This window comes from Stenotrophomonas sp. PS02298, assembly GCF_029959445.1.
GTDB lineage: Bacteria > Pseudomonadota > Gammaproteobacteria > Xanthomonadales > Xanthomonadaceae > Stenotrophomonas.
The window spans coordinates 1-19,608 of sequence record NZ_JASCOR010000054.1 but is presented as its reverse complement, the minus strand read 5'-3'; the positions used below and the strand labels follow the sequence as shown (position 1 = coordinate 19,608).

The 19,608-nt window shown below is 64.2% G+C and carries 18 protein-coding genes and 1 tRNA gene; 15 read left to right on the top strand and 4 right to left on the bottom strand.

Annotated features, from left to right (window positions below):
• The 3 genes from QMX78_RS10095 to QMX78_RS10085 all read right to left on the bottom strand — a co-directional run bounded on the left by QMX78_RS10095 (position 1) and on the right by QMX78_RS10085 (position 2,734).
• Positions 1-771: a class I SAM-dependent methyltransferase gene (locus tag QMX78_RS10095; protein ID WP_282269013.1), complete on the bottom strand. Its 771-nt coding sequence runs from the start codon at positions 769-771 to the stop codon at positions 1-3.
• A 7-nt stretch (positions 772-778) separates the two neighbouring features.
• On the bottom strand, positions 779-1,075 hold the full coding sequence (locus tag QMX78_RS10090; protein WP_282269011.1) for a DUF4190 domain-containing protein: 297 nt from the start codon (positions 1,073-1,075) through the stop codon (positions 779-781).
• A gap of 126 nt (positions 1,076-1,201) precedes the next feature.
• Entirely contained in the window at positions 1,202-2,734 is a 1,533-nt protein-coding gene (locus tag QMX78_RS10085) for an aldehyde dehydrogenase family protein (RefSeq protein WP_282269009.1), read from the bottom strand.
• Between the two features lie 265 nt (positions 2,735-2,999).
• On the opposite strand from QMX78_RS10085, the gene kdsA reads away from it, so the two are divergent.
• The 14 genes from kdsA to thrC all read left to right on the top strand — a co-directional run bounded on the left by kdsA (position 3,000) and on the right by thrC (position 17,151).
• Positions 3,000-3,845: a 3-deoxy-8-phosphooctulonate synthase gene (kdsA, locus tag QMX78_RS10080; protein ID WP_282269007.1), complete on the top strand. Its 846-nt coding sequence runs from the start codon at positions 3,000-3,002 to the stop codon at positions 3,843-3,845.
• 96 nt (positions 3,846-3,941) lie between these two features.
• Positions 3,942-4,493, top strand: coding sequence for a spore coat U domain-containing protein (locus QMX78_RS10075; protein ID WP_282269005.1), 552 nt, complete (start codon positions 3,942-3,944; stop codon positions 4,491-4,493).
• 84 nt (positions 4,494-4,577) lie between these two features.
• Entirely contained in the window at positions 4,578-5,111 is a 534-nt protein-coding gene (locus QMX78_RS10070) for a spore coat U domain-containing protein (protein WP_282269003.1), read from the top strand.
• A gap of 14 nt (positions 5,112-5,125) precedes the next feature.
• The gene (locus QMX78_RS10065; protein WP_282269001.1) at positions 5,126-5,599 is read left to right on the top strand and encodes a spore coat U domain-containing protein; all 474 of its coding nucleotides are present in this window, start codon (positions 5,126-5,128) and stop codon (positions 5,597-5,599) included.
• Positions 5,600-5,620: 21 nt separating this feature from the next.
• Positions 5,621-6,391 carry a molecular chaperone gene (locus QMX78_RS10060; RefSeq protein ID WP_282268999.1) on the top strand — a complete coding sequence of 257 codons (771 nt, stop codon included), beginning with the start codon at positions 5,621-5,623 and terminating at the stop codon, positions 6,389-6,391.
• A gap of 107 nt (positions 6,392-6,498) precedes the next feature.
• On the top strand, positions 6,499-8,838 hold the full coding sequence (locus QMX78_RS10055; RefSeq protein WP_282268998.1) for a fimbria/pilus outer membrane usher protein: 2,340 nt from the start codon (positions 6,499-6,501) through the stop codon (positions 8,836-8,838).
• Positions 8,835-9,815 carry a spore coat U domain-containing protein gene (locus QMX78_RS10050; protein ID WP_282268996.1) on the top strand — a complete coding sequence of 327 codons (981 nt, stop codon included), beginning with the start codon at positions 8,835-8,837 and terminating at the stop codon, positions 9,813-9,815. The genes QMX78_RS10055 and QMX78_RS10050 overlap by 4 nt, the downstream gene beginning before the upstream one ends.
• 89 nt (positions 9,816-9,904) lie before the next feature.
• Positions 9,905-9,981: transfer RNA gene (locus tag QMX78_RS10045), tRNA-Arg, on the top strand.
• A gap of 53 nt (positions 9,982-10,034) precedes the next feature.
• Positions 10,035-10,775, top strand: a complete 741-nt coding sequence (locus tag QMX78_RS10040; protein ID WP_282268994.1) for an AraC family transcriptional regulator — start codon at positions 10,035-10,037, stop codon at positions 10,773-10,775.
• A gap of 88 nt (positions 10,776-10,863) precedes the next feature.
• Positions 10,864-11,814: a DMT family transporter gene (locus QMX78_RS10035; RefSeq protein WP_282268991.1), complete on the top strand. Its 951-nt coding sequence runs from the start codon at positions 10,864-10,866 to the stop codon at positions 11,812-11,814.
• 262 nt (positions 11,815-12,076) lie between these two features.
• On the top strand, positions 12,077-12,217 hold the full coding sequence (locus QMX78_RS10030; protein ID WP_282268988.1) for a hypothetical protein: 141 nt from the start codon (positions 12,077-12,079) through the stop codon (positions 12,215-12,217).
• An 89-nt stretch (positions 12,218-12,306) separates the two neighbouring features.
• The gene (gene thrA / locus QMX78_RS10025; RefSeq protein ID WP_282268986.1) at positions 12,307-14,811 is read left to right on the top strand and encodes a bifunctional aspartate kinase/homoserine dehydrogenase I; all 2,505 of its coding nucleotides are present in this window, start codon (positions 12,307-12,309) and stop codon (positions 14,809-14,811) included.
• 5 nt (positions 14,812-14,816) lie between these two features.
• Positions 14,817-15,752, top strand: coding sequence for a homoserine kinase (locus tag QMX78_RS10020; protein WP_282268984.1), 936 nt, complete (start codon positions 14,817-14,819; stop codon positions 15,750-15,752).
• A gap of 103 nt (positions 15,753-15,855) precedes the next feature.
• Entirely contained in the window at positions 15,856-17,151 is a 1,296-nt protein-coding gene (gene thrC, locus QMX78_RS10015; RefSeq protein ID WP_282268982.1) for a threonine synthase, read from the top strand.
• 82 nt (positions 17,152-17,233) lie between these two features.
• Here thrC and QMX78_RS10010 read toward each other — a convergent pair whose 3' ends face one another.
• The gene (locus QMX78_RS10010; protein WP_282268981.1) at positions 17,234-17,992 is read right to left on the bottom strand and encodes a helix-turn-helix domain-containing protein; all 759 of its coding nucleotides are present in this window, start codon (positions 17,990-17,992) and stop codon (positions 17,234-17,236) included.
• A 110-nt stretch (positions 17,993-18,102) separates the two neighbouring features.
• Between QMX78_RS10010 and hisS the strand changes: the two genes are divergently transcribed.
• Positions 18,103-19,512: a histidine--tRNA ligase gene (gene hisS, locus QMX78_RS10005; RefSeq protein ID WP_282268980.1), complete on the top strand. Its 1,410-nt coding sequence runs from the start codon at positions 18,103-18,105 to the stop codon at positions 19,510-19,512.
• Positions 19,513-19,608 lie beyond the last annotated feature (96 nt).

The window sequence follows — 19,608 nt, the reverse complement described above, 5'->3', positions numbered from 1 at the left end:
TCAGTTCAGCGTGCCAACAAAGGCGCGGGTTTGGTACTCAAAGGCAACCTTGCCATCGACCGCATGCGCATCAAACAGGCGCTGCAGGGCCTCCAGCATCGGGGAATGACGTTCGTGGCCGGCTTGCGGCGCGTACGAGGAAGACAGCAGCCGGCCGCGCAGGCCGTCGTAGTCCAGGAACTGCACATTCGGCAGGTGGACGAGGCCGCGCAGCCCATCGCCGAACCAGTCGCGCATGGTCTGGTCGTCCTGGTAGCGCTCGGCGACCTCGGTGTAGTCGGTGCCGTAGTCCAGCAGCAGCTGCTCGTAACCGGCGAGGAACGGCGAGGCATCGAGCAGGCGTGAGTTCCAGTACACCAGGGCCAGTCCGCCCGGACGCAGGATGCGCATCCATTCGCGGCGTACCGCATTGGTATCGAACCAGTGGAATGCCTGCGCGGCCGCGACCAGATCAACACTGTGGTCGGCCAGGGTGGTGGCCTCGGCGGTGCCGGCGACGGACTGCAGCTGCGGATATCCGGGCAGCAGCCATTGTTCAGCGGCGGCGCGCATTGCGGCATTGGGCTCAACCGCGATCAGCGGATGGCCTGCAGCCAGGAACAGCTCGCTGGAGATACCGGTGCCGGAACCGATATCGGCGACCAGGGCAGAGCGGGGCAGGCCGATATCGCGGTGCAGCCATTCCAGCAGCGTGGACGGATAGCCCGGGCGATAGCGCACATAGTCTGCTACCCGGCTGCTGAAACGTTGGGTTGAATCGGATTGCCCCATGCCGGCCTCAGGAGTGCATCGCCGCGAGGCCAGCCAGGCCACCGAAGAACACAAGGATGGCGATGAAACAGATGATGCCGATCAGCCACAGCGCGGTGGCCAGCCAGCCCAGCACCAGCCCAGCCACGGCCAGGCCATCGCCTTCCAGTTGACCGTTGCTGCGGCGGATTTCGCCACGTGCCATATGGCCGAAGATGATGGCGCAGATACTGCCGATGGCCGGTAACAGGGTCCAGCCAAGGATGCCGGCGACCAGGCTGATCACGGCGTAGCTGCTGGTCTGGCGAGGTGCAGGAATGCTCATCGGGAACTCCGTTTCAGCGAATTAAGCCCCTCTCCCGCGCGCGGGAGAGGGGTTGGGGTGAGGGGAGGCTTTTCAGCTCAGCACTCTCCCGTTCCAACGCCCCGACCAAAGCCAAGGCAGGCACCATCAAAGATCAAACTTGATGCCCTGGGCCAGCGGCAGCGAGTCGGAGTAGTTGATGGTGTTGGTCTGGCGACGCATATAGACCTTCCATGCATCCGAACCGGATTCGCGGCCACCGCCGGTGTCCTTCTCGCCGCCGAAGGCGCCACCGATCTCGGCACCGGACGTGCCGATGTTGATGTTGGCGATGCCGCAGTCGCTGCCGGCAGCCGACAGGAACTTCTCGGCGGTCTTCAGGTTCTGGGTGAAGATCGACGAGGACAGACCCTGCGGCACGCCGTTCTGCATGTCGATGGCTTCGTCCAGGGTCTTGTACTTCATCACGTACAGGATCGGCGCGAAGGTCTCGTGCTGGACGATTTCATCGCTGTTCTTCAGACCGGTGACAATCGCCGGCAGCACGAAGTTGCCGGCGCGGTCGATGGCGGTGCCGCCGGTCTCGACGGTGCCACCGGCAGCCTTGGCCTTGGCGATCGAGGCCAGGAACTGCTGCACGGCTTCCGGGCTGTTCAACGGGCCCATCAGGTTGGCGGCGTCGGTCGGGTCACCGATCTTGCCCTCGACCTGCTTGTAGGCCTTGATCAGCGTGGCCAGCACGTTGTCGTAGATGGATTCATGCACGATCAGGCGGCGGGTGGTGGTGCAGCGCTGGCCGGCAGTACCGACGGCGCCGAACACGATGCCCGGCACGGCCAGTTTCTGGTCGGCGGTCTCGTCCATGATGATGGCGTTGTTGCCGCCCAGTTCCAGCAGGCAGCGGCCCAGGCGCTGGGCAACTTTCTGGTTGACGGTGCGGCCGACCTGGGTGGAACCGGTGAAGGAGATCAGCGGCACACGGCGATCGTCGACCATCTTCTCCGACAGCGCGGTGCCGGCATCGTTGATCAGGAAGAACAGGTTCGGGAAGCCAGCACCTTCGAGCGCCTCATTGCAGATCTTCATCGTTGCAATGGCGGTCAGCGGGGTCTTGTTGGACGGCTTCCAGATGCAGATATCGCCACAGATGGCAGCCAGGAACGCATTCCAGCTCCACACCGCAACCGGGAAGTTGAAGGCCGAGATGATGCCGACCAGACCCAGCGGGTGGTACTGCTCGTACATGCGATGGCCGGGACGCTCGGAATGCATGGTGTAGCCGTACAGCATGCGGCTCTGGCCCAGTGCGAAGTCGGCGATGTCGATCATCTCCTGCACTTCACCGTCGCCTTCCGGCTTGGACTTGCCCATTTCCAGCGCGACCAGCGAGCCCAGTGCGTCCTTGTGCTTGCGCAGTGCTTCACCGCACAGACGCACGGCTTCGCCGCGGCGCGGTGCCGGGGTGGTGCGCCATACCTTGTAGGCTTCCTGCGCGCGGGCGATGACGGTTTCGTAGTCAGCTTCGGTCGTCGCCTGGACCTCGGCGATCACTTCGCCGGTGGTCGGGTTCTGCGGCTTGAGGACGCCCGCGCCGGTGGCGGCGGACCATTCCCCGTTGCCCATGTAGGTGCCAGCGTTGGTGGCATCCAGCGCCAAGGCCTTGAGCAGCTCGGAAGACATTCAAACTCCTGTTTCTTAACGTTATTTTGGCGCCGTCGGAAACTGCGGGTGGGGGCGACGGAGTGAGTACTACATAGTATCAGAGTGAACCGATTGGCCCCGTGCGGCTTGGTTGGGTTGATGGGACGGGTTGTGCCGGAGGCAAGGACCGTGCGGATGACGGGCGTTGCCTTTAACGTGGCTGCAAACCCTGTTGCTGGCGGCCGTTTTCGGCCATATTCGCCACCCTTGATAGGGGTTTCCCCGGCTTGAACAGGATAGACAGATGAACGTGACGATTTCGGACGGGGTAGTGGTTGGCAACAAGCTGCCCTTCGTGCTGTTTGGTGGGCTGAATGTGCTGGAGGACCTGGATTCCACCCTCTATGCCGCCGAGCGCTACGTGGAGGTCACCCGCAAGCTGGGCATCCCGTACGTATTCAAGGCGTCCTTCGACAAGGCCAACCGCTCCTCGATCACCTCCTTCCGTGGCGTCGGCCTGGAAGAAGGGCTGCGCATCTTCGAGCAGGTCAAACAGCGCTTTGGCGTGCCGGTGATCACCGACGTGCATGAAGTGGCGCAGGCCGCGCCGGTTGCTGAAGTAGTCGACGTGTTGCAGATTCCGGCCTTCCTGGCCCGCCAGACCGATCTGGTCACGGCCATCGCCCGCACCGGCCGCGCGGTCAATATCAAGAAGCCGCAGTTCCTCAGCCCGACCCAGATCAAGCACATCGTCAGCAAGATCCGCGAGGCGGGCAACGAGCAGATCATCCTGTGCGAGCGTGGTGCCCAGTTCGGCTACGACAACCTGGTCGTGGACATGCTCGGCTTCCGCGAGATGATCGAAGCCACCGGCGGGCTGCCGGCGATCTTCGATGTCACCCATAGCCTGCAGCGCCGCGACGCTGGCAGCGAAGCTTCCGGTGGCCGTCGTCGCCAGGTCGTCGAACTTGCCCGTGCCGGCATGGCCGTTGGCATTGCCGGCCTGTTCCTTGAGGCGCATCCGGACCCGGACAACGCGCGCTGCGATGGCCCAAGTGCATTGCCGTTGGATGTGCTGGAGCCTTTCCTGGCGCAGATCAAGGCGCTGGACGATATGGTCAAGGCGTTCCCGGTGCTGGACATCGCGTGATCCGCCCGGGCCGGTGGCTGCTGCGCAGCCCCGGCCTCAAGCAGGCCCCTCTCTTACGTCCGTAGTGTTTCATGCAGGCACGTTTGTGGCACACGGATGGAAGAGGGGTCGATGCATCATTTGAAAAGCAGTTTGGGCTTGGCGCTGTGCGGACTCCTGCTGAGCTCCGCAGGTCATGCTGCGCCTGGGATCAGTGGGCAGATACACAGTTCATTGACGGTGGTGCCTGCATGTGAGGTCAACGGAACGACCGCCAGTTCCAACCTCGATTTTGGTTCGTTGAACTTCGGGGCCACCAGTGCGTTGATGCAGCCGGCCGGTACCCAGGTGTTGAAACCTGATGGGGGCGCCATGAGCATCCGCTGTGCGGCAGGATTCGTTCCGGTGCTCAAGATGCGGGCGGGCCGCAATGACGGTCAGGCATCGACAGGCAGCAGGGCATTGCACGATGGTGCGGGTCACTATGTCGGCTATGACCTGTACACGGATGCCGGTTTCAACAATCTGTTGCCGATAGAAGGAATCATCAACCTGGCGGTCAGCAATGGCGCGGCACAGACCTTGAATCTCTACGGCAAGGTCACGGCGGCAGCGGGCTTGCCGCCAGGCACTTATACCGATTCGATAGCCGTCGAATTGTCGTTCTGATTTGCTCTTACGCAGGTCCGCTAGGGTAGGCAGATCGCAGGTGGCGCACGGCTGCCTGTATTACCGCTCAAATGGGGAGTTCGAATGAAATACAGGAACATCCGCGTTGCACTGTTCGCTGGCGGCTTGCTGTTCGCTTCGATGGCACAGGCTGGCACCGTCACCGGCCGGATCAATTCTTCATTGGTGCTGATCAGCTCCTGCCAGGTGAATGGCTCGACCGCATCAACCAATGCAAATTTTGGTGCCTTGAATTTCGGTACGCAAACGGCGCTTTTCACCCAGGCCGGAGCGCAGGTGCTTGCAGCTGGTGGTGGCGCGATATCGATACTGTGTTCGAATGGTGCCATTCCGGTGATGCGGATCCAGGCAGGCAGCAATGATGGGCAGTCCTCCGGCGGCACGCGGGCATTGACGGACGGGTCGGGCAACTTTGTTCCTTATGACCTTTACGCTGATTCGGGTCTAAGCACTGTTGTGCCGATCAATGGCACGATTACCTTGCCTACCAGTAGCGGTGCTGCACAGACAGTCAATCTGTATGGCAAGGCAGTGGGCAAGGCAGGGCTGCCACCAGGGACGTACACGGACGTTATTTCGGTGGAACTGTCCTTTTGATCGTGAGGCGGTGGATGCTTCCGGTTCTGGTGGTTGCATATCTGGCTGCATTGACCGGTGAGGTGATCGCTGCGCCCCGCGCCGACATGCAGGTCAGTGCGGAGGTCGTTGGCGGCTGCGAGGTGGCCGCCGGCCAGTGGGGGACACTTGATTACGGCACGCGGGCTGCGCTGAACACCGAGCCCGCCGCTGCCAGCTTGTCCAGCACGGTGCAGATCAGGTGTACACCGGGCATGCAGTTGTCGATGCAGGTGGACGGCGGACAGCACGGCCGCCAGCTGCAGCGCGACGGCGGTGGTGAGCGCATCCCCTATCAATTGTTCAGCGACGCAGCCAGAGGCGTGCTACTGCCGGTAGATCAATCCGTGCCCGTGCCGCTGGGCGGCGCAGGCGTGGTGACGCTGCCCATCCATGCGGAGTTGAGTGTGCCGGCACAGTCGCCCGCGGGTATGTACAGCGATGTGTTGCAGGTTCAATTGATCTGGTGAGTGCGGTTCTCAGGGGGATGAATGTTGTTCATTAGGTATCTGGCGGCGGCCGTTGTGCTCGCTGCGTCGATGTTGTCGGTTGGTGGCGCGCGTGCCGCAAGTTCGGTGCTGATCTGGCCGGTGGATCCGGTGCTGGCAGAGGGTGAGCAGAGCACGGCGTTGTGGCTGGAGAACAAGGGCGATAGCCCGGTCAGCCTGCAGGTGCGTGTACTGGCGTGGTCGCAACAGGATTTTGATGACCAGTACCAGAACCAACGCCAGGTGATCGGCATCCCGCAGATCGCACAGATCGAGCCCGGGCAGAAGCAGCTGGTACGTATCACCCGCATGACGCCGACGCCTGCAGGTCAGCAGCAGGCATTCCGGGTGATGATCGACGAGATCCCGACAACGGTGGCGACCGATGCAACTGCCGCACCCGGGGTGCGTTTCAATATGCGCTATGTCATTCCGTTGTTTGTCTATGGTGCGGGCCTGACAGCCGGTGACGCGGCTCAAGGGGTACGCGATGCAAGCGGTGCGCAGGTGCGTCCGCAGCTCGGGGTGCAGCAGGTCAGCGTGGACGGCAAGGCTTATCTGCAGGTTCGCAATGACGGGCCAATACACGCGCGGTTGACCGAAGCTTCCGTCGAACAGGGCGGCAGGCAGCAGCTGTTGCACGACGGTTTGATGGGCTACGTGTTGCCGGGCGCAAGCATGCGCTGGCCACTGCCAGCAGCCGAAGGCCATCCCGCAGCGCTGTTGGTGCGGGTCAATGGCACCCAGCAGCCGCAACGCTTTGTCCTTGAGTGACGGTTCGCATGATGTTGAATGAGCGAGGCGTCAGCCGCGTGGCGCTTGGGCGTACGGGGGGCGGGGCGACGAACGGTTGCCAGTGGGCTGCACCACCGTGCGGACGCTTGTCCCGCGCCGTGCGGCATGGTCTGTGGATGCACCTGCTGGCATTGGGCGTGGTGCCGGCATTGCCGGCTGCGGCGGTGGGGTTGCCGCTGCCAGCGTTCGATGCACAGGACGCCGCACCGCTTCCGTTGCATCTGGATCTGGTGGTCAACCAGGTGGAAACGGGTCAACAGATTGTGGTTGAGGAGCGGGGCGGGCGGCTCCATGCCAGCGCGGCGGCTTTGGCCGGTGCCGGTATCAACCTGCCGCAGCCGGCCGCAGAGGACATTGCGCTGGACGATGTGCCTGGCCTGCAGGCGCACTACGACCGGGCGCTGCTGCGGCTGGTGCTGGAGGTGCCGCCTGCGTGGTTGGCCGCGCAGACCATCAGCTATCGCGCCACGGCACCGCGCATGGCGGCGCAGGCAAGCCCGGGTGCGATGTTCAACTACGACATCTACGCAAGTGACGTCGACCTTGGCGGCAGTTACCTGGCAGCCTGGAACGAGCTGCGTGTCTTCGGTGCTGCAGGCAGCCTGACCAATACCGGGCAGTTCCGCCACATCCTCAGCGGCGGCAAGGGGCAGCAGGAGGGGTATCTGCGCTACGACACCACTTGGCGCTACTCCGACGAGACCCGGCTGCTGAGCTATGAAGCCGGTGATGTGATCACCGCAGCGTTGCCGTGGAGCAGCTCGGTGCGGCTGGGCGGCGTGCAGTTCTCGCGTGATTTCAGCGTGCGGCCGGATCTTGTGACCTATCCGTTGCCGCAATTTGCCGGCGAGGTGGCCGTGCCGACCGCGCTGGACCTGTTCGTCAATGGCTATAAATCATCCAGTACGCAGCTGAGCCCCGGCCCCTATACGCTGACCAACATTCCGCTGATCAACGGCGCCGGCGAAGCGGTGGTGGTGACTACTGACGCATTGGGCCGGCAGGTCTCGACGACCCTGCCGTTCTACGTCAGCACCCGGCTGTTGCAGCCGGGGCTGGTCGATTTCTCGGTGGCAGCAGGCAATCTGCGCGAAGACTACGGCATCCGCAATTTCAGCTACGGCAAGGCGGCGGGAAGCGCCACACTGCGTTACGGCGTGGCGGACTGGCTGACACTGGAAGGGCACGCCGAAGCCGCACGGCAGCTGTCGTTGGCCGGCGCCGGTGCCAACCTGCGCGTGGCCAACGCCGGTGTTGTGAACGCGGCAGTGAGCCAGAGCCACTTCAATGGACGACAGGCCCGCCAGCTCGCGTTTGGCTACCAGTTCAACGCTCCCCGCTACAGCCTGAGCTATCAGCGCATGCAGCGGCAGGCCGGCTATGCGGATCTGGGCGCGATCAATGCCCAGACGCTGCGCACCAGTCGCGGCAGCCAACAGGCGACCGCCAGCCTCCGTATGGGTACCTGGGGCAGCGCTGGTCTTGGCTATTTCGATGTCCGCAATGCGGACAACTCGCGCAGCCGATTGCTCAATCTGTCCTGGACCCGTTCGTCGCGGTCAGGGATGAGCCTGTACATGTCGGCCAATCGGGATCTTGATGCCCATGGCTGGGCGGCGATGGCGCAGGTGATGGTGCCGATGGGCGGGCGGGCCACGCTGGCGTTGTCCGCCGAGCGTGACAACAACGGGGACCGGGTTGAACGCGTGAACTATGGGCGCCAGGCACCCACGAGCGGCGGCTTCGGCTTCAACCTTGGCTATGCGCATGGCGGTGACGAGGACTACCGTCAGCTGGATGCGACCTGGCGCGGTGACCTGCTGCAGGTGCAGGCAGGCACCTACGGCAGCCGTTCCAACATGACCCGTTGGGCCGATGTCAGCGGCTCGGCGGTGTGGATGGATGGGCGGATGTTTGCCGGCAATCGCGTGGACGACGCATTCGTGGTGGTCAGCACCAAGGGCCAGGCAGGGATCCCCGTGCGCTACGAAAACCAGGAGGTCGGCCGCACCGGCGCCAGCGGGCATCTGCTGGTGCCATGGACCAGCGCCTACTATCCGGGCAAGTACGAGATCGACCTGTTGGGATCGTCAGCGGATGTGCGCAGTGCGCTGGTGGAGGCGCGCGTGATGGTGCGTGCGCGCAGTGGCTATCTGTTGGAGTTCCCGGTTGTCCGTTCCCGCGCCGCCAGTGTGGTTCTCACTGATGCACAGGGGGTGGTGCTGCCAATGGGTACGCGCGTGCAGCATGTGGAAAGCGGGGTGAACACGGTGATTGGCTGGGACGGGCTGGTGTATCTGGAGCGTCTGGACGAGGTCAATCATCTTCAGGTATTGCAGGCCAGTGGAGAGAGTTGCGTGGCGATGTTCAAGGCCGATGACGACGACGCAGCGGTGATGATGCCTGCCCCCCTGGTGTGCCGATGAGCGGGCTGGCGCGTGTGGTGGGGTTGTTCCTGGTGTGTGCGGGAACGGGGCAGGCCGCGGCGGCGTGTTCAACGGGCAATGCACAATCCGCGGATTTCGGGGCAGTGGGCTCTGTTGCCTTGGGTGCCGCGGCGCAGACGACCTCCACGCGTGACGCAGGCATCGAATGCAGCGGTCAGGCCCTGCAGCCCTGGGAGGCGCAGGACACCTATTTCCGCGTGACCTTCAGTTCTGCCAACGCTGGCTTGCTGGGGCCGACTGGGGATTTATTGAACTACCAGCTGTACGCCTCGGCGGACAGGAACAACGGCGCAGCATTGATCCCTGCGGTGCCATTGGACTTGGTTGGGCAGGGTGTAATCGATGCACTGGGGCTGTTGCAGAGTGCAAGCGGCAAGGCGATGCCGTTGTATCTTGCGGCAGCTGGCGGTAGCAATGTCGCCGCAGGCAATTACGAGGACACCGCGACCCTGGCCTGGGAGTGGCGTTACTGTACGGCCAGCTCGGGTGGCGGGGTCTGCTCGTCATATGACACCGGCAGTGGGGTGACGACGGTCCCGGTCAAACTGGTGGTGCAGAACGACTGCAGTATCGCTGCGCCGGATCTGGATTTCGGTACTGCTGCGCTTCCCTCGGCATTTGCCGTGGTCAACGGCAGCATTTCGGTTACCTGCACCAAAGGCAGTGCCTACAGCGTCGGCCTGGGGGACGGGCAGAACCTGGCGGCGGCACGGCGCAACATGCGTTCGGCACAGGGGGAGCTGCTGGCCTACGGTCTGTTCCAGGGTGTCAGCGGTATACGGTGGGGCAGCGTGGACACCGAGCGGCGCTCCAGCGCCGGCGCTGATGTCAATCCGGGCCCCGGTGCGGGCGTGGGCAGGCAGGTCTTCAACTACAACGCGAAGGTCTATGCGGATCAGGCCCCGGTGCCTGTGGGACGCTATGTGGATACCGTTCTGGTCGACATTGCTTTCTGAACCGGCAGCGTCGACTGTGTCGTTTGCGAAGATCAGGACGATATCAGGACTTTGTCCATGTTCACGCTTGGTTGTATCCTTGCGTATTCGGCTCCGTAGCTCAGTTGGATAGAGCGGTCCCCTCCTAAGGGACAGGTCGCACGTTCGAATCGTGTCGGGGCCACCACTCTCGCATGGCCGACGGCCCAGCGCCGCACTGCCTGTTCCGCGGTGCCCGCTATGCATGCAGACGATTCCCTGAGCTTCCGCAGCTATGGCTGTACCGGTCATGGCCATCGGCATGCGCATGTGCAGCTGGTCCTGCCGCTGCACGGCATGCTGGAGCTTGAGGTGGAGGGGCGCGGTGGTTGGCTGGATCCGCAGCGTGCGGCGTTTGTCGCGCCCGGTGCCTTGCATGTGCAGCAGGCGCAGGGGCGCAACCGTTTCCTGATCGTGGACTGCGACGCATCGCGGCTGGACGACGCGCAGCTGGAAACCGGGCGGCAACGCCCATTCTTTGTTCTGCCTCCGGCGGCGAGGCATCTGCTGGCCTATGTGGAGCAGGCGGCGGAGGGGCGGGCGCAGTTGGCGCCGGCGCTGACGCGGAAAGTGCTGCCATTGCTGCTGGATGCGGTTCTCGCGCAGGGCCGACAACGCCGCGATGGGCGCCTGCAGCGCTTGTGCGAGCGGATCCGTCTTGCCCCGGGGCAGGACTGGTCGCTGGCGCGCATGGCGAATGAGGCGGGGTTGGGCCTGACCGCACTGCACGCAGCGTTCCGTCGTGAACTGGACTGCAGCCCTGTCCAGTGGCTGCAGCGCCAACGCCTGGAATGGGCGAAGCAGCGGATCGCCGAAGGTCTACTACCACTGGCACGGATTGCACAGCAGGCTGGCTACTCCGACCAGAGTGCGCTCACCCGGGCCATGCGCCGCGAACTTGGCATCACCCCGGGACGCTACCGGCGGCAGTTGCAGGCGTAGCCAGGGTCAAAAGCGGCGAAGCCTGGGTCAATACACAGGGCTGCAGTGGTCGGAAACTGTGGCGGTTGCTGAGGACGTGGGTGGTTTGATGAAAGATCGGATGGCGGGCGGTATCGCCAATGGTGTGGCCTCGGGGGCGCTGTGGGGCCTGGTGTTCCTTGCGCCCGCAGTATTGTCGGATTTCTCTCCGTTGCAGCTGGCTGCGGCGCGGTATCTGGTTTATGGGCTGATCGCGATCGTATTGCTGGTGCCGCGCTGGCCGGCGCTGCGTGCCCGCATTGGCAAGGTCGAATGGACGGCGCTCACGTGGTTGAGCCTGCTCGGCAATCTGATCTATTTCGTGCTGCTGTCGCTATGCGTGCAATGGAGTTGGAGTGGCGGCGCGGCGGCGGCGCTGATCGTTGGCATGGTGCCGGTGTTGGTAGCGGTGGTTGGTGCGCGCGAGCCAGGCGCTGTCCCGCTGATCCGCCTGGCCCCGGCGCTGGTGCTGTGCGTAGCCGGCGTGGTGCTGATGGGGGTCGAAGCCATGGGCTCCACCCATGTCCAGGGCAACCCGGGCCAGCGCTTGATCGGGCTGCTGTGCGGGGTCGGCGCGCTGTTGTCGTGGACGGCCTATTCGGTGGGCAATACCCGTTGGTTGGCCAAGGTGCCCGATGTATCCGGACACGATTGGTCGCTGCTGACGGGTGTGGCAACCGGCGGTCTGGCCTTGCTGCTGGCGCCGCTCGCCTTCGTCGATGGCGGGGCAGGCCATACGGGGCGCGAATGGGCGGGCTTCTGGGCGATGGCCGCTGCGGTGGCGGTGTTTGCCTCGATCCTGGGCAATGCCTGCTGGAACCGCGCCAGCCGCGCGCTGCCGCTGACCCTGGGCGGGCAGATGATCGTGTTCGAGACCTTGTTCGGGCTGCTCTACGGCTTCCTGTGGCAGCAGCGCTGGCCAGTGGCGATCGAGATCGTTGCTGCGCTCTGCCTTCTGGTCGGCGTGGTGTGGAGCGCCGCGGCGCACCGGCCGAAGGCGGTAGCGCCAGCTTCGGCCTGAGAATCCTGCGCAGTCAGGTGGCGAAAGCGGGACAGCGGTGCTGCTTTCGATTGCTTGCGGGCGATAGTTGGCCTGCATGTTCCGAAGGCAGCCCCCGCTGTAGTGAACCAGCTGTTGCGCGCTGCTTGTCGGTTAAATGCGCGACGTTCGCGCTTGATGACATTTGCAACTTTTAGCTGCAGGTTTGGCGACGTTGCCTTTATCTGTGTTTTTGCAACGCAGCACTTGACAGCCTGATCCCGGCTGTTGTCTCTTGAAGGCCATGAGCAGCCCGCAGCCCCTCGTCAGCCTCTTGCAGTCGCCTTCCGGCGGCCAGGTGCGCGTGGCCGGGTTCGGCGGCGCCATTACCACCACCACTATTACCGTCACCATTAGCCCGGTGCGGCCCGTCGTCTTCGCGTAATTTCCGAAAACCACGGCCCCGCACCCGGATCAGGATGCGGGGGAACCCCATCAAGATGCGTGTCGGGGCCTCCAGCCGAGGTTCTTCCGATGTCGTCAGTTGCTGCTTCTCCCGCCGATTCCGCCGCGAACGCTGCCGTTCGCACCGTGGTGCACAAATTCGGCGGCACTTCAGTCGCCGATGCCGAGCGTTACCGTCATGTGGCGCAGCTGTTGCTGGCCCGCGACGAGACCGTGCAGGTGACCGTGGTGTCGGCGATGAAGGGCGTGACCGATGCGTTGATCGGCCTGGCCAAGGCTGCGGCAGCAGCGGACCCGGCCTGGGATGAGCGCTGGCATGAGTTGCGGGCGCGCCATCGTGGTGCCGCCGTGGCGTTGCTGGGAGAGCACTCCGGGCTGACCATCGAATGGCTGGATGCGCGTTTCGAGCGTCTGCGCGAGATTCTGGCTGCGTTGGCCGTGATTGGTGAGTTGCCGCAGGAAGTGCTGGACCGCGTGCAGGGCCTGGGCGAAGTGTTTTCGGCCCACCTGTTGGGTCACCACCTGCAGGCCTTGGGCGAAGACGCCGACATTCTGGATGCGCGCGACGTTCTGGTGGTCAACCATGGCGAGCTTGGCGTTGATGTCGATTGGAAGTCCAGCGCTGCCAAGCTGGCGTTGTGGCGCGAATCGCATCCGGCGCAGCGGCTGGTGGTTACCGGTTTTGTCGCCCGCGACCGCAAGGGCAACATCACCACCTTGGGGCGCAATGGCAGTGATTTCTCCGGCGCCATCTTTGCCGCCTTGTTTGCCGCCGACGAACTGCATATCTGGACCGACGTCGATGGCGTGCTCTCGGCTGACCCGCGGGTGGTTCCGGAAGCAGTGCAACTGGACGCACTGAGCTATGACGAAGCCTGCGAACTGGCTTACTTCGGTGCCAAGGTGGTGCATCCGCAGACCATGTCGCCGGCCATCGAGCGCGGTCTGCCGATCATCATCCGCAACACCTTCCATCCGGATCATCCGGGTACCCGCATCACCGCCGACAGCTCCAGCGGTGGTCCGATCAAGGGCCTGACCCTGAGTGCGGATCTTGCGGTATTGAATGTCGAAGGTACCGGCCTGATCGGTGTGCCAGGTACCGCCGAACGCGTGTTCTCGGCGCTGCGCAACGCGCATGTGTCGGTGGTGATGATCTCGCAGGGTTCCTCGGAACATTCGATCTGCTGCGTGGTGAAGCAGGCCGAGGCAGAGTTCGCCCGTGACGCACTGACCCAGGCGTTCTCGCACGAGTTGGCAGCGGGCCAGGTGCAGCGCGTGCAGCTCACCCGCGGGGTAAGCGTGCTTGCAGCGGTGGGTGATGGCATGGCCGGCCAGCCGGGCGTTGCCGCACGTCTGTTCGAATCGCTGGGTCGCGCACAGGTCAATATCCTGGCCATCGCGCAGGGGTCGTCCGAACGCAACATCTCGGTCGCGATCGAGGCCTGCGATGCGACCAAGGCGCTGCGCGCCGCGCACGCGGGCTTCTGGTTGTCGCCACAGACCTTCTCGGTCGGCGTGATCGGGCCGGGCAATGTCGGCGCAGCCTTGCTTGAGCAGTTGTATGCGTCCGAAGCGGCGCTGCTGGCCAGGGCCAAGCTGGACCTGCGCCTTCGTGCAGTCGCTTCGCGCAACCGCATGGTGCTCGACCAGCGTGGCATGCACGGCAACTGGAAGGCCGCATTCGACTCGGCAGCGTTGCCGAATGATCTTGATCTGTTCACCGAGCATCTGTTGTCGGCGCGTCTGCCGCATACGCTGATCATCGATTGCAGTGGCAGTGCCGAAGTCGCCGATCGCTATGCCGGCTGGTTGGCCGCCGGCATCCATGTGGTCACCCCGAACAAGCAGGCAGGCTCCGGTCCGCTGGCACGCTACCAGGCGATCCGCGAGGCGGCGGCGTCTACCGGCGCACGCTTCCGCTACGAAGCCACGGTGGGTGCGGGTCTGCCGGTGATCACCACGCTGCGCGATCTGGTCGATACCGGTGATGACGTGACGGCGATCGCCGGCATTTTCTCCGGCACATTGGCCTGGTTGTTCAATAAATACGATGGCAGCGTGCCGTTCTCCGAGTTGGTCACGCAGGCGCGTGGCATGGGCTACACCGAGCCGGACCCGCGTGACGACCTGTCCGGTGTGGATGTGGCCCGCAAGCTGGTGATCCTCGCCCGCGAAGCCGGGTATGAGTTGAGCCTGGAAGACGTGGCAGTGGAAAGCCTGGTGCCCGCTGCATTGCAGGGCGCGAGCGTCGACGATTTCATGGCACGCCTGCATGAAGTGGACGCGAGCTTTGCGCAACGCCTGGCCGATGCGCGGGCGCGCGGCAATGTGCTGCGCTATGTCGCCCAGTTCAAGCCGGGGCAGCAGCCCAGCGTCGGCCTTGTGGAGCTGCCCGGTGAACATGCCTTCGCAAACCTGCGCCTGACCGACAACGTGGTGCAGTTCACCACCCGTCGTTACTGCGACAACCCCTTGGTGGTGCAGGGCCCGGGTGCTGGCCCGGAGGTGACGGCCGCCGGCGTGTTTGCCGATGTGCTGCGAGTGGCGGCGGGCGAGGGAGCGCGATTGTGAGCGGCGTGTTGAACAGTTCCGCGGCACGCCAGGCGCGGGCATTCTCGCCGGCGTCGGTGGCCAATGTGGCGGTCGGATTTGATCTGCTGGGCTATGCAGTGCCTGACGTTGGCGACACGGTTACGGTACGTCGCATTGATGCGCCGGAAGTGCGCATCGTCGCCATTCGCGGTTCGACGGTGGAGTTGCCGCTGGATGCGCCCAGCAATACCGCAGGTGCGGCGCTGATTGCCTTGCGCGAGGCGCTGGCGCTGCCGTTCGGTTTCGAAGTGGAGATCGACAAGGGCATACCGCTGAGCTCAGGCATGGGCGGCTCGGCCGCGTCCTGTGTGGCGGCCTTGGTCGCTGCCAATGCCTTGCTTGATGTGCCGCTGAGCCGCGAGCAGCTTTACAAGTACTCATTGGAAGGCGAGGCGGTGGCCAGTGGCAGCCGCCACGGCGACAACCTTGGCCCGATGTTCCTCGGTGGTTTGGTGCTCTCTACCTTGGAGCGATTGGTGCCGGTGCCGGTGCCCGCGCACTGGCATAGCCTGCTGGTGCATCCGGATGCGTTGCTGGAAACGCGGCGCGCACGGGAGGCGTTGCAGGGCAGCTATGCACTGAAGGAGTTTGTCGCGCAGAGCAGCAATCTGGCCCTGGTACTGGCCGGTTGCCATGCCGGCGATGCGGGCCTGGTGCGGGCGGGCTTGGCCGATGTTCTGGTCGAACCGCGGCGTGCGCCCCTGATTGTCGGCTTCGACGCGGCAAAGGCCGCCGCTCTGGCTGCAGGCGCGATGGGTGCAAGCATCTCCGGCGCAGGCCCCAGTGTCTTTGCCTGGTTTGAAGACCGTGACGCTGCATTGGCTGCCGCGCCCAAGGTGCAGGCGGCCTTCGCTGCGGCAGGTTTCGACAGCCAAAGCTGGGTAAGCCCGATCAACAGCCCCGGAGCCAGACTGCTCTAAGCCTGATAGCCCCTCTCCCATCGGGAGAGGGGTTGGGGTGAGGGGGATCCTTGCGCGGGTCTCGAGTCCAGAGCAGCACACCAACCATTTCGCGGATTTCCGAATGAACTTCATCTCCACCCGCAACGCTTCCCCCGCCGCTACGCTGAGCCAGGCCATTGCGGCCGGTCTGGCACCTGATGGTGGCTTGTACGTACCCGAAACGATGCCGGCCGTACGCAGCTTGCAGTTGGGCGACACGCTCGCCGCGACCGCTACCGAGCTGCTGCAGCCCTTCTTCGCTGACGACACCCTGGCATCCGAATTACCGAAGATCTGCAGCGAAGCCTTCGACTTCCCGGCGCCACTGCAGGCCTTGGCGACCCGCAACGATCATGTGCTGGAGCTGTTCCACGGTCCCACTGCGGCGTTCAAGGATTTCGGTGCGCGATTCCTCGCTGCGAGCCTGTCGCGCTTGCGTGCAGGGCAGGAGCGTCCGCTGACCATCGTGGTCGCAACGTCTGGTGACACCGGTGCTGCTGTCGCTGCAGCCTTCCACAATCAGCCCAACCTTCAAGTCGTGGTGCTGTACCCGGATGGGCGTGTATCGCCGCGTCAGGCGCATCAGCTTGGCTGCCTGGGCGGCAATATCCGCGCGCTGCGCGTGGCCGGGTCGTTCGACGATTGCCAGGCCATGGCCAAGCAGGCGCTGGGCGATACCGATCTGCAGGCGCGGGTGCCGTTGAGCTCGGCCAACAGCATCAGCCTCGGCCGCCTGTTGCCGCAGATGAGCTACTACGCACACGCGGCGCTGAGCCATCAGGCCGCGCACGGCGCACTGCTGAATTTCGTCATTCCCACCGGGAACCTTGGCAACGCGATGGCGGCAGTGATGGCGCGCGCGCTGGGTGTGCCGTTGGGGCGTATCGTGCTGGCGACCAATGCCAACCGTGTATTGCCTGAGTACTTCAATGGCGGTGACTACGCGCCGAAGTCCAGTGTCGCCACGCTTGCCAATGCGATGGACGTAGGTGCCCCGAGCAATTTCGAACGACTGCGCTGGCTGTACAAGGGCGATGATGCAGCACTGCGCGCTGCCTTCACCTCGCAGGCGGTGGACGATGCCGCCATCCGCGAGACCATCGCTCGCCGCCATGGTGAGTACGGCGAAGTGTTCTGTCCGCATACCGCCACGGCGGTGCACGTTCTGGAGCAGCTGCGTGCCAATGGCAGTGCAGCGCCGGATCAGCATTGGGCGGTGGCAGCGACCGCGCACCCGGCCAAATTCGAGTCGGTGGTCGAGCCGTTGATCGGTCGTGAAGTAGAAGTGCCGCCTGCGCTGGCCGAGCTGTTGAAGCGTCCCGCCCACGCCGAACCCTGCGCACCGGATTACCTGGCCCTGCGCGAAAAGCTGTTGTAGGAGGTAGTGCCGAGCCATGCTCGGCAGGAGGCTTCACCGGTAATGCTTCAGCCGGGCATGGCTCGGCTCTACAGGTGAGGCGTCAGAATTCGTCGTTGGCCAGCTGTTGCAGTTCGGCGAAATCCAGGATCTCCACCACGTTCAGGTGGGGCAGGGCGATCAGGCCCTGCTGGCGCAGCTTGGTGAAAGTACGGCTCACGGTTTCCATGGTCAGGCCAAGATGGTCGGCGATATCGCCGCGGCCCATCGGCAAGGAAACCCGGTTGCTGCTGCGGCCGTTCAAGGTTGCCTCACGGGCAGCCAGGCGCAGCAGGAAGTCGGCCAGCCGTTCCGGCGGCTGCAGGCGGGCCAGTGCAAGTGCGTTGTCCTGGGCTGCGTCAAGCTCCTGGCAGGCGCGTTGCAGCAGCTTGCGTTCCAGGTGCGGGTAACGCTGGCGCAGATCGCGCATCTGCGTGGTCGGCACCCGGCAGACCCGGCTGTCGGCAATGGCCTCGATATCGTAGCGATGGTGGTCGCTGCCGCTCAGGCCCAGATAATCGCCCGGCAGTACGAAGCCGTTCACCTGGCGGCGCCCATCGGCCAGGGTGCGCACCAAGCGCAGCGCGCCCTCGGTTACTGTATAGACATAAGCGCGCGGCTCACCGGCACGCGCCAGCGTAGTGCCCATGGCGACTGGCGTGGAGACGGTTATCTGCTCCAGCGCATGTACCTCATCGCAGGACAGGGCCGAGCACACCGATAGATGGCGGACCGAGCACTGCAGGCACTCGCGCCCGCCATTGCCTTCGGGGGCAACAGACGAAACGGGGTATTGCTCGGTGCCTTGGGCTGGCCGGGACATGTCTACAGCAGGGGGGAGGGTGCCCCAAATTGTACTTCATGCGGCCAGACGGGCGGTGTGCGGCTAGAATTGGCGACCGTTCCCCCTATTGAGTTGCAGGAGTTTTGCCCGTGATCAAGCCCCGTACCCCGCCCGGCATCATGGAATTGTTGCCGCGCGAGCAGATCGCGTTCCAGCGCATGCTGGACGTCATCCGCCGCAACTACGAGCGCTTCGGGTTCCTGCCGGTGGAAACCCCGGTGTTCGAGCTGTCCGATGTGCTGCTGACCAAGTCTGGCGGCGAGACCGAGCGCCAGGTGTACTTCGTGCAGTCCACCGGTGCGCTGGCCAATGCCGCCGAGTCGGCCGACAAGGGCGGCCTGCCGGAGATGGCGCTGCGCTTCGACCTGACCGTGCCGCTGGCCCGTTACGTGGCCGAGCACGAGCACGACTTGAGCTTCCCGTTCCGTCGCTACCAGATGCAGCGTGTCTACCGTGGCGAACGTGCCCAGCGTGGCCGCTTCCGCGAGTTCTACCAGTGCGACGTCGATGTGATCGGCAAGGACACGTTGAGCATCCGTTACGACGCGGAGGTGTTGGCCGTCATCTACGCAGTGTTCTCGGAGCTGCGCATCGGCAACTTCGCCGTTCAGCTGAACAACCGCAAGCTGATGCGTGGTTTCTTCGAAGCGCAGGGCGTTGTGGATGCAGGGCAGCAGGCGTTGGTGCTGCGCGAGGTCGACAAGCTCGACAAGCGCGGCCCGGACTATGTGCGTGAAACCCTGGTTGGTCCGGATTTCGGACTGCCGGCTGACGCCGTTGAGCGCATCCTGTCGTTCGTCGAGGTCCGCTCCAGCTCGCATGCGGATGCGCTGGCGCAGATCGACGCGGTGTTGGCTGCTGCAGGCGACTCGGCCAGCGAATCGCTGCGTACCGGTGCGGCCGAATTGCGTGAAGTGCTGGAGCTGGTGAAGGCACTGGGCGTGCCGGAAACCGCGTATTGCCTGAATTTCTCCATCGCGCGTGGCTTGGATTACTACACCGGCACGGTGTACGAGACCAGCTTGGTTGATCACCCGCAGATCGGCTCGATCTGCTCGGGCGGCCGTTATGACGACCTGGCAAGCCACTACACCAAGTCCAAGTTGCCGGGCGTTGGTATCTCGATCGGCTTGACCCGACTGTTCTGGCAGCTGCGCGAGGCCAATCTTATCGATGGAATCGCCGAAAGCAGCGTGCACGCGATGGTCGCGTTGATGGACGAGGCGGCGATGCCGCAGTCGTTGGATATCGCCCGTCGCCTGCGGGCCGGGGGCATCAATACCGAAGTGCAGATGGAGCCGAAGAAGATCGGCAAGCAGTTCCAGTACGCGGCCAAGGCCGGTATCCGCTTCGTGGTGTTGGCTGGTGAGGATGAGTTGGCGCGTGGCGTGGTCGCAGTGAAGGATCTGCTCCGTGAGCAGCAGTTCGAAGTTGCCAGGGATGAGCTGGCGTCTACCCTGCAGGTAGAGCTGGAACAGACCCGCGCGATGGCGCGCTGATGAAAAGCCCCGCATAGCGGGGCTTTTTTTTGGTTTGTAGAGCCGAGCCATGCTCGGCTGGGGTATTACCGGGAAGGTCCCAGCCGAGCATGGCTC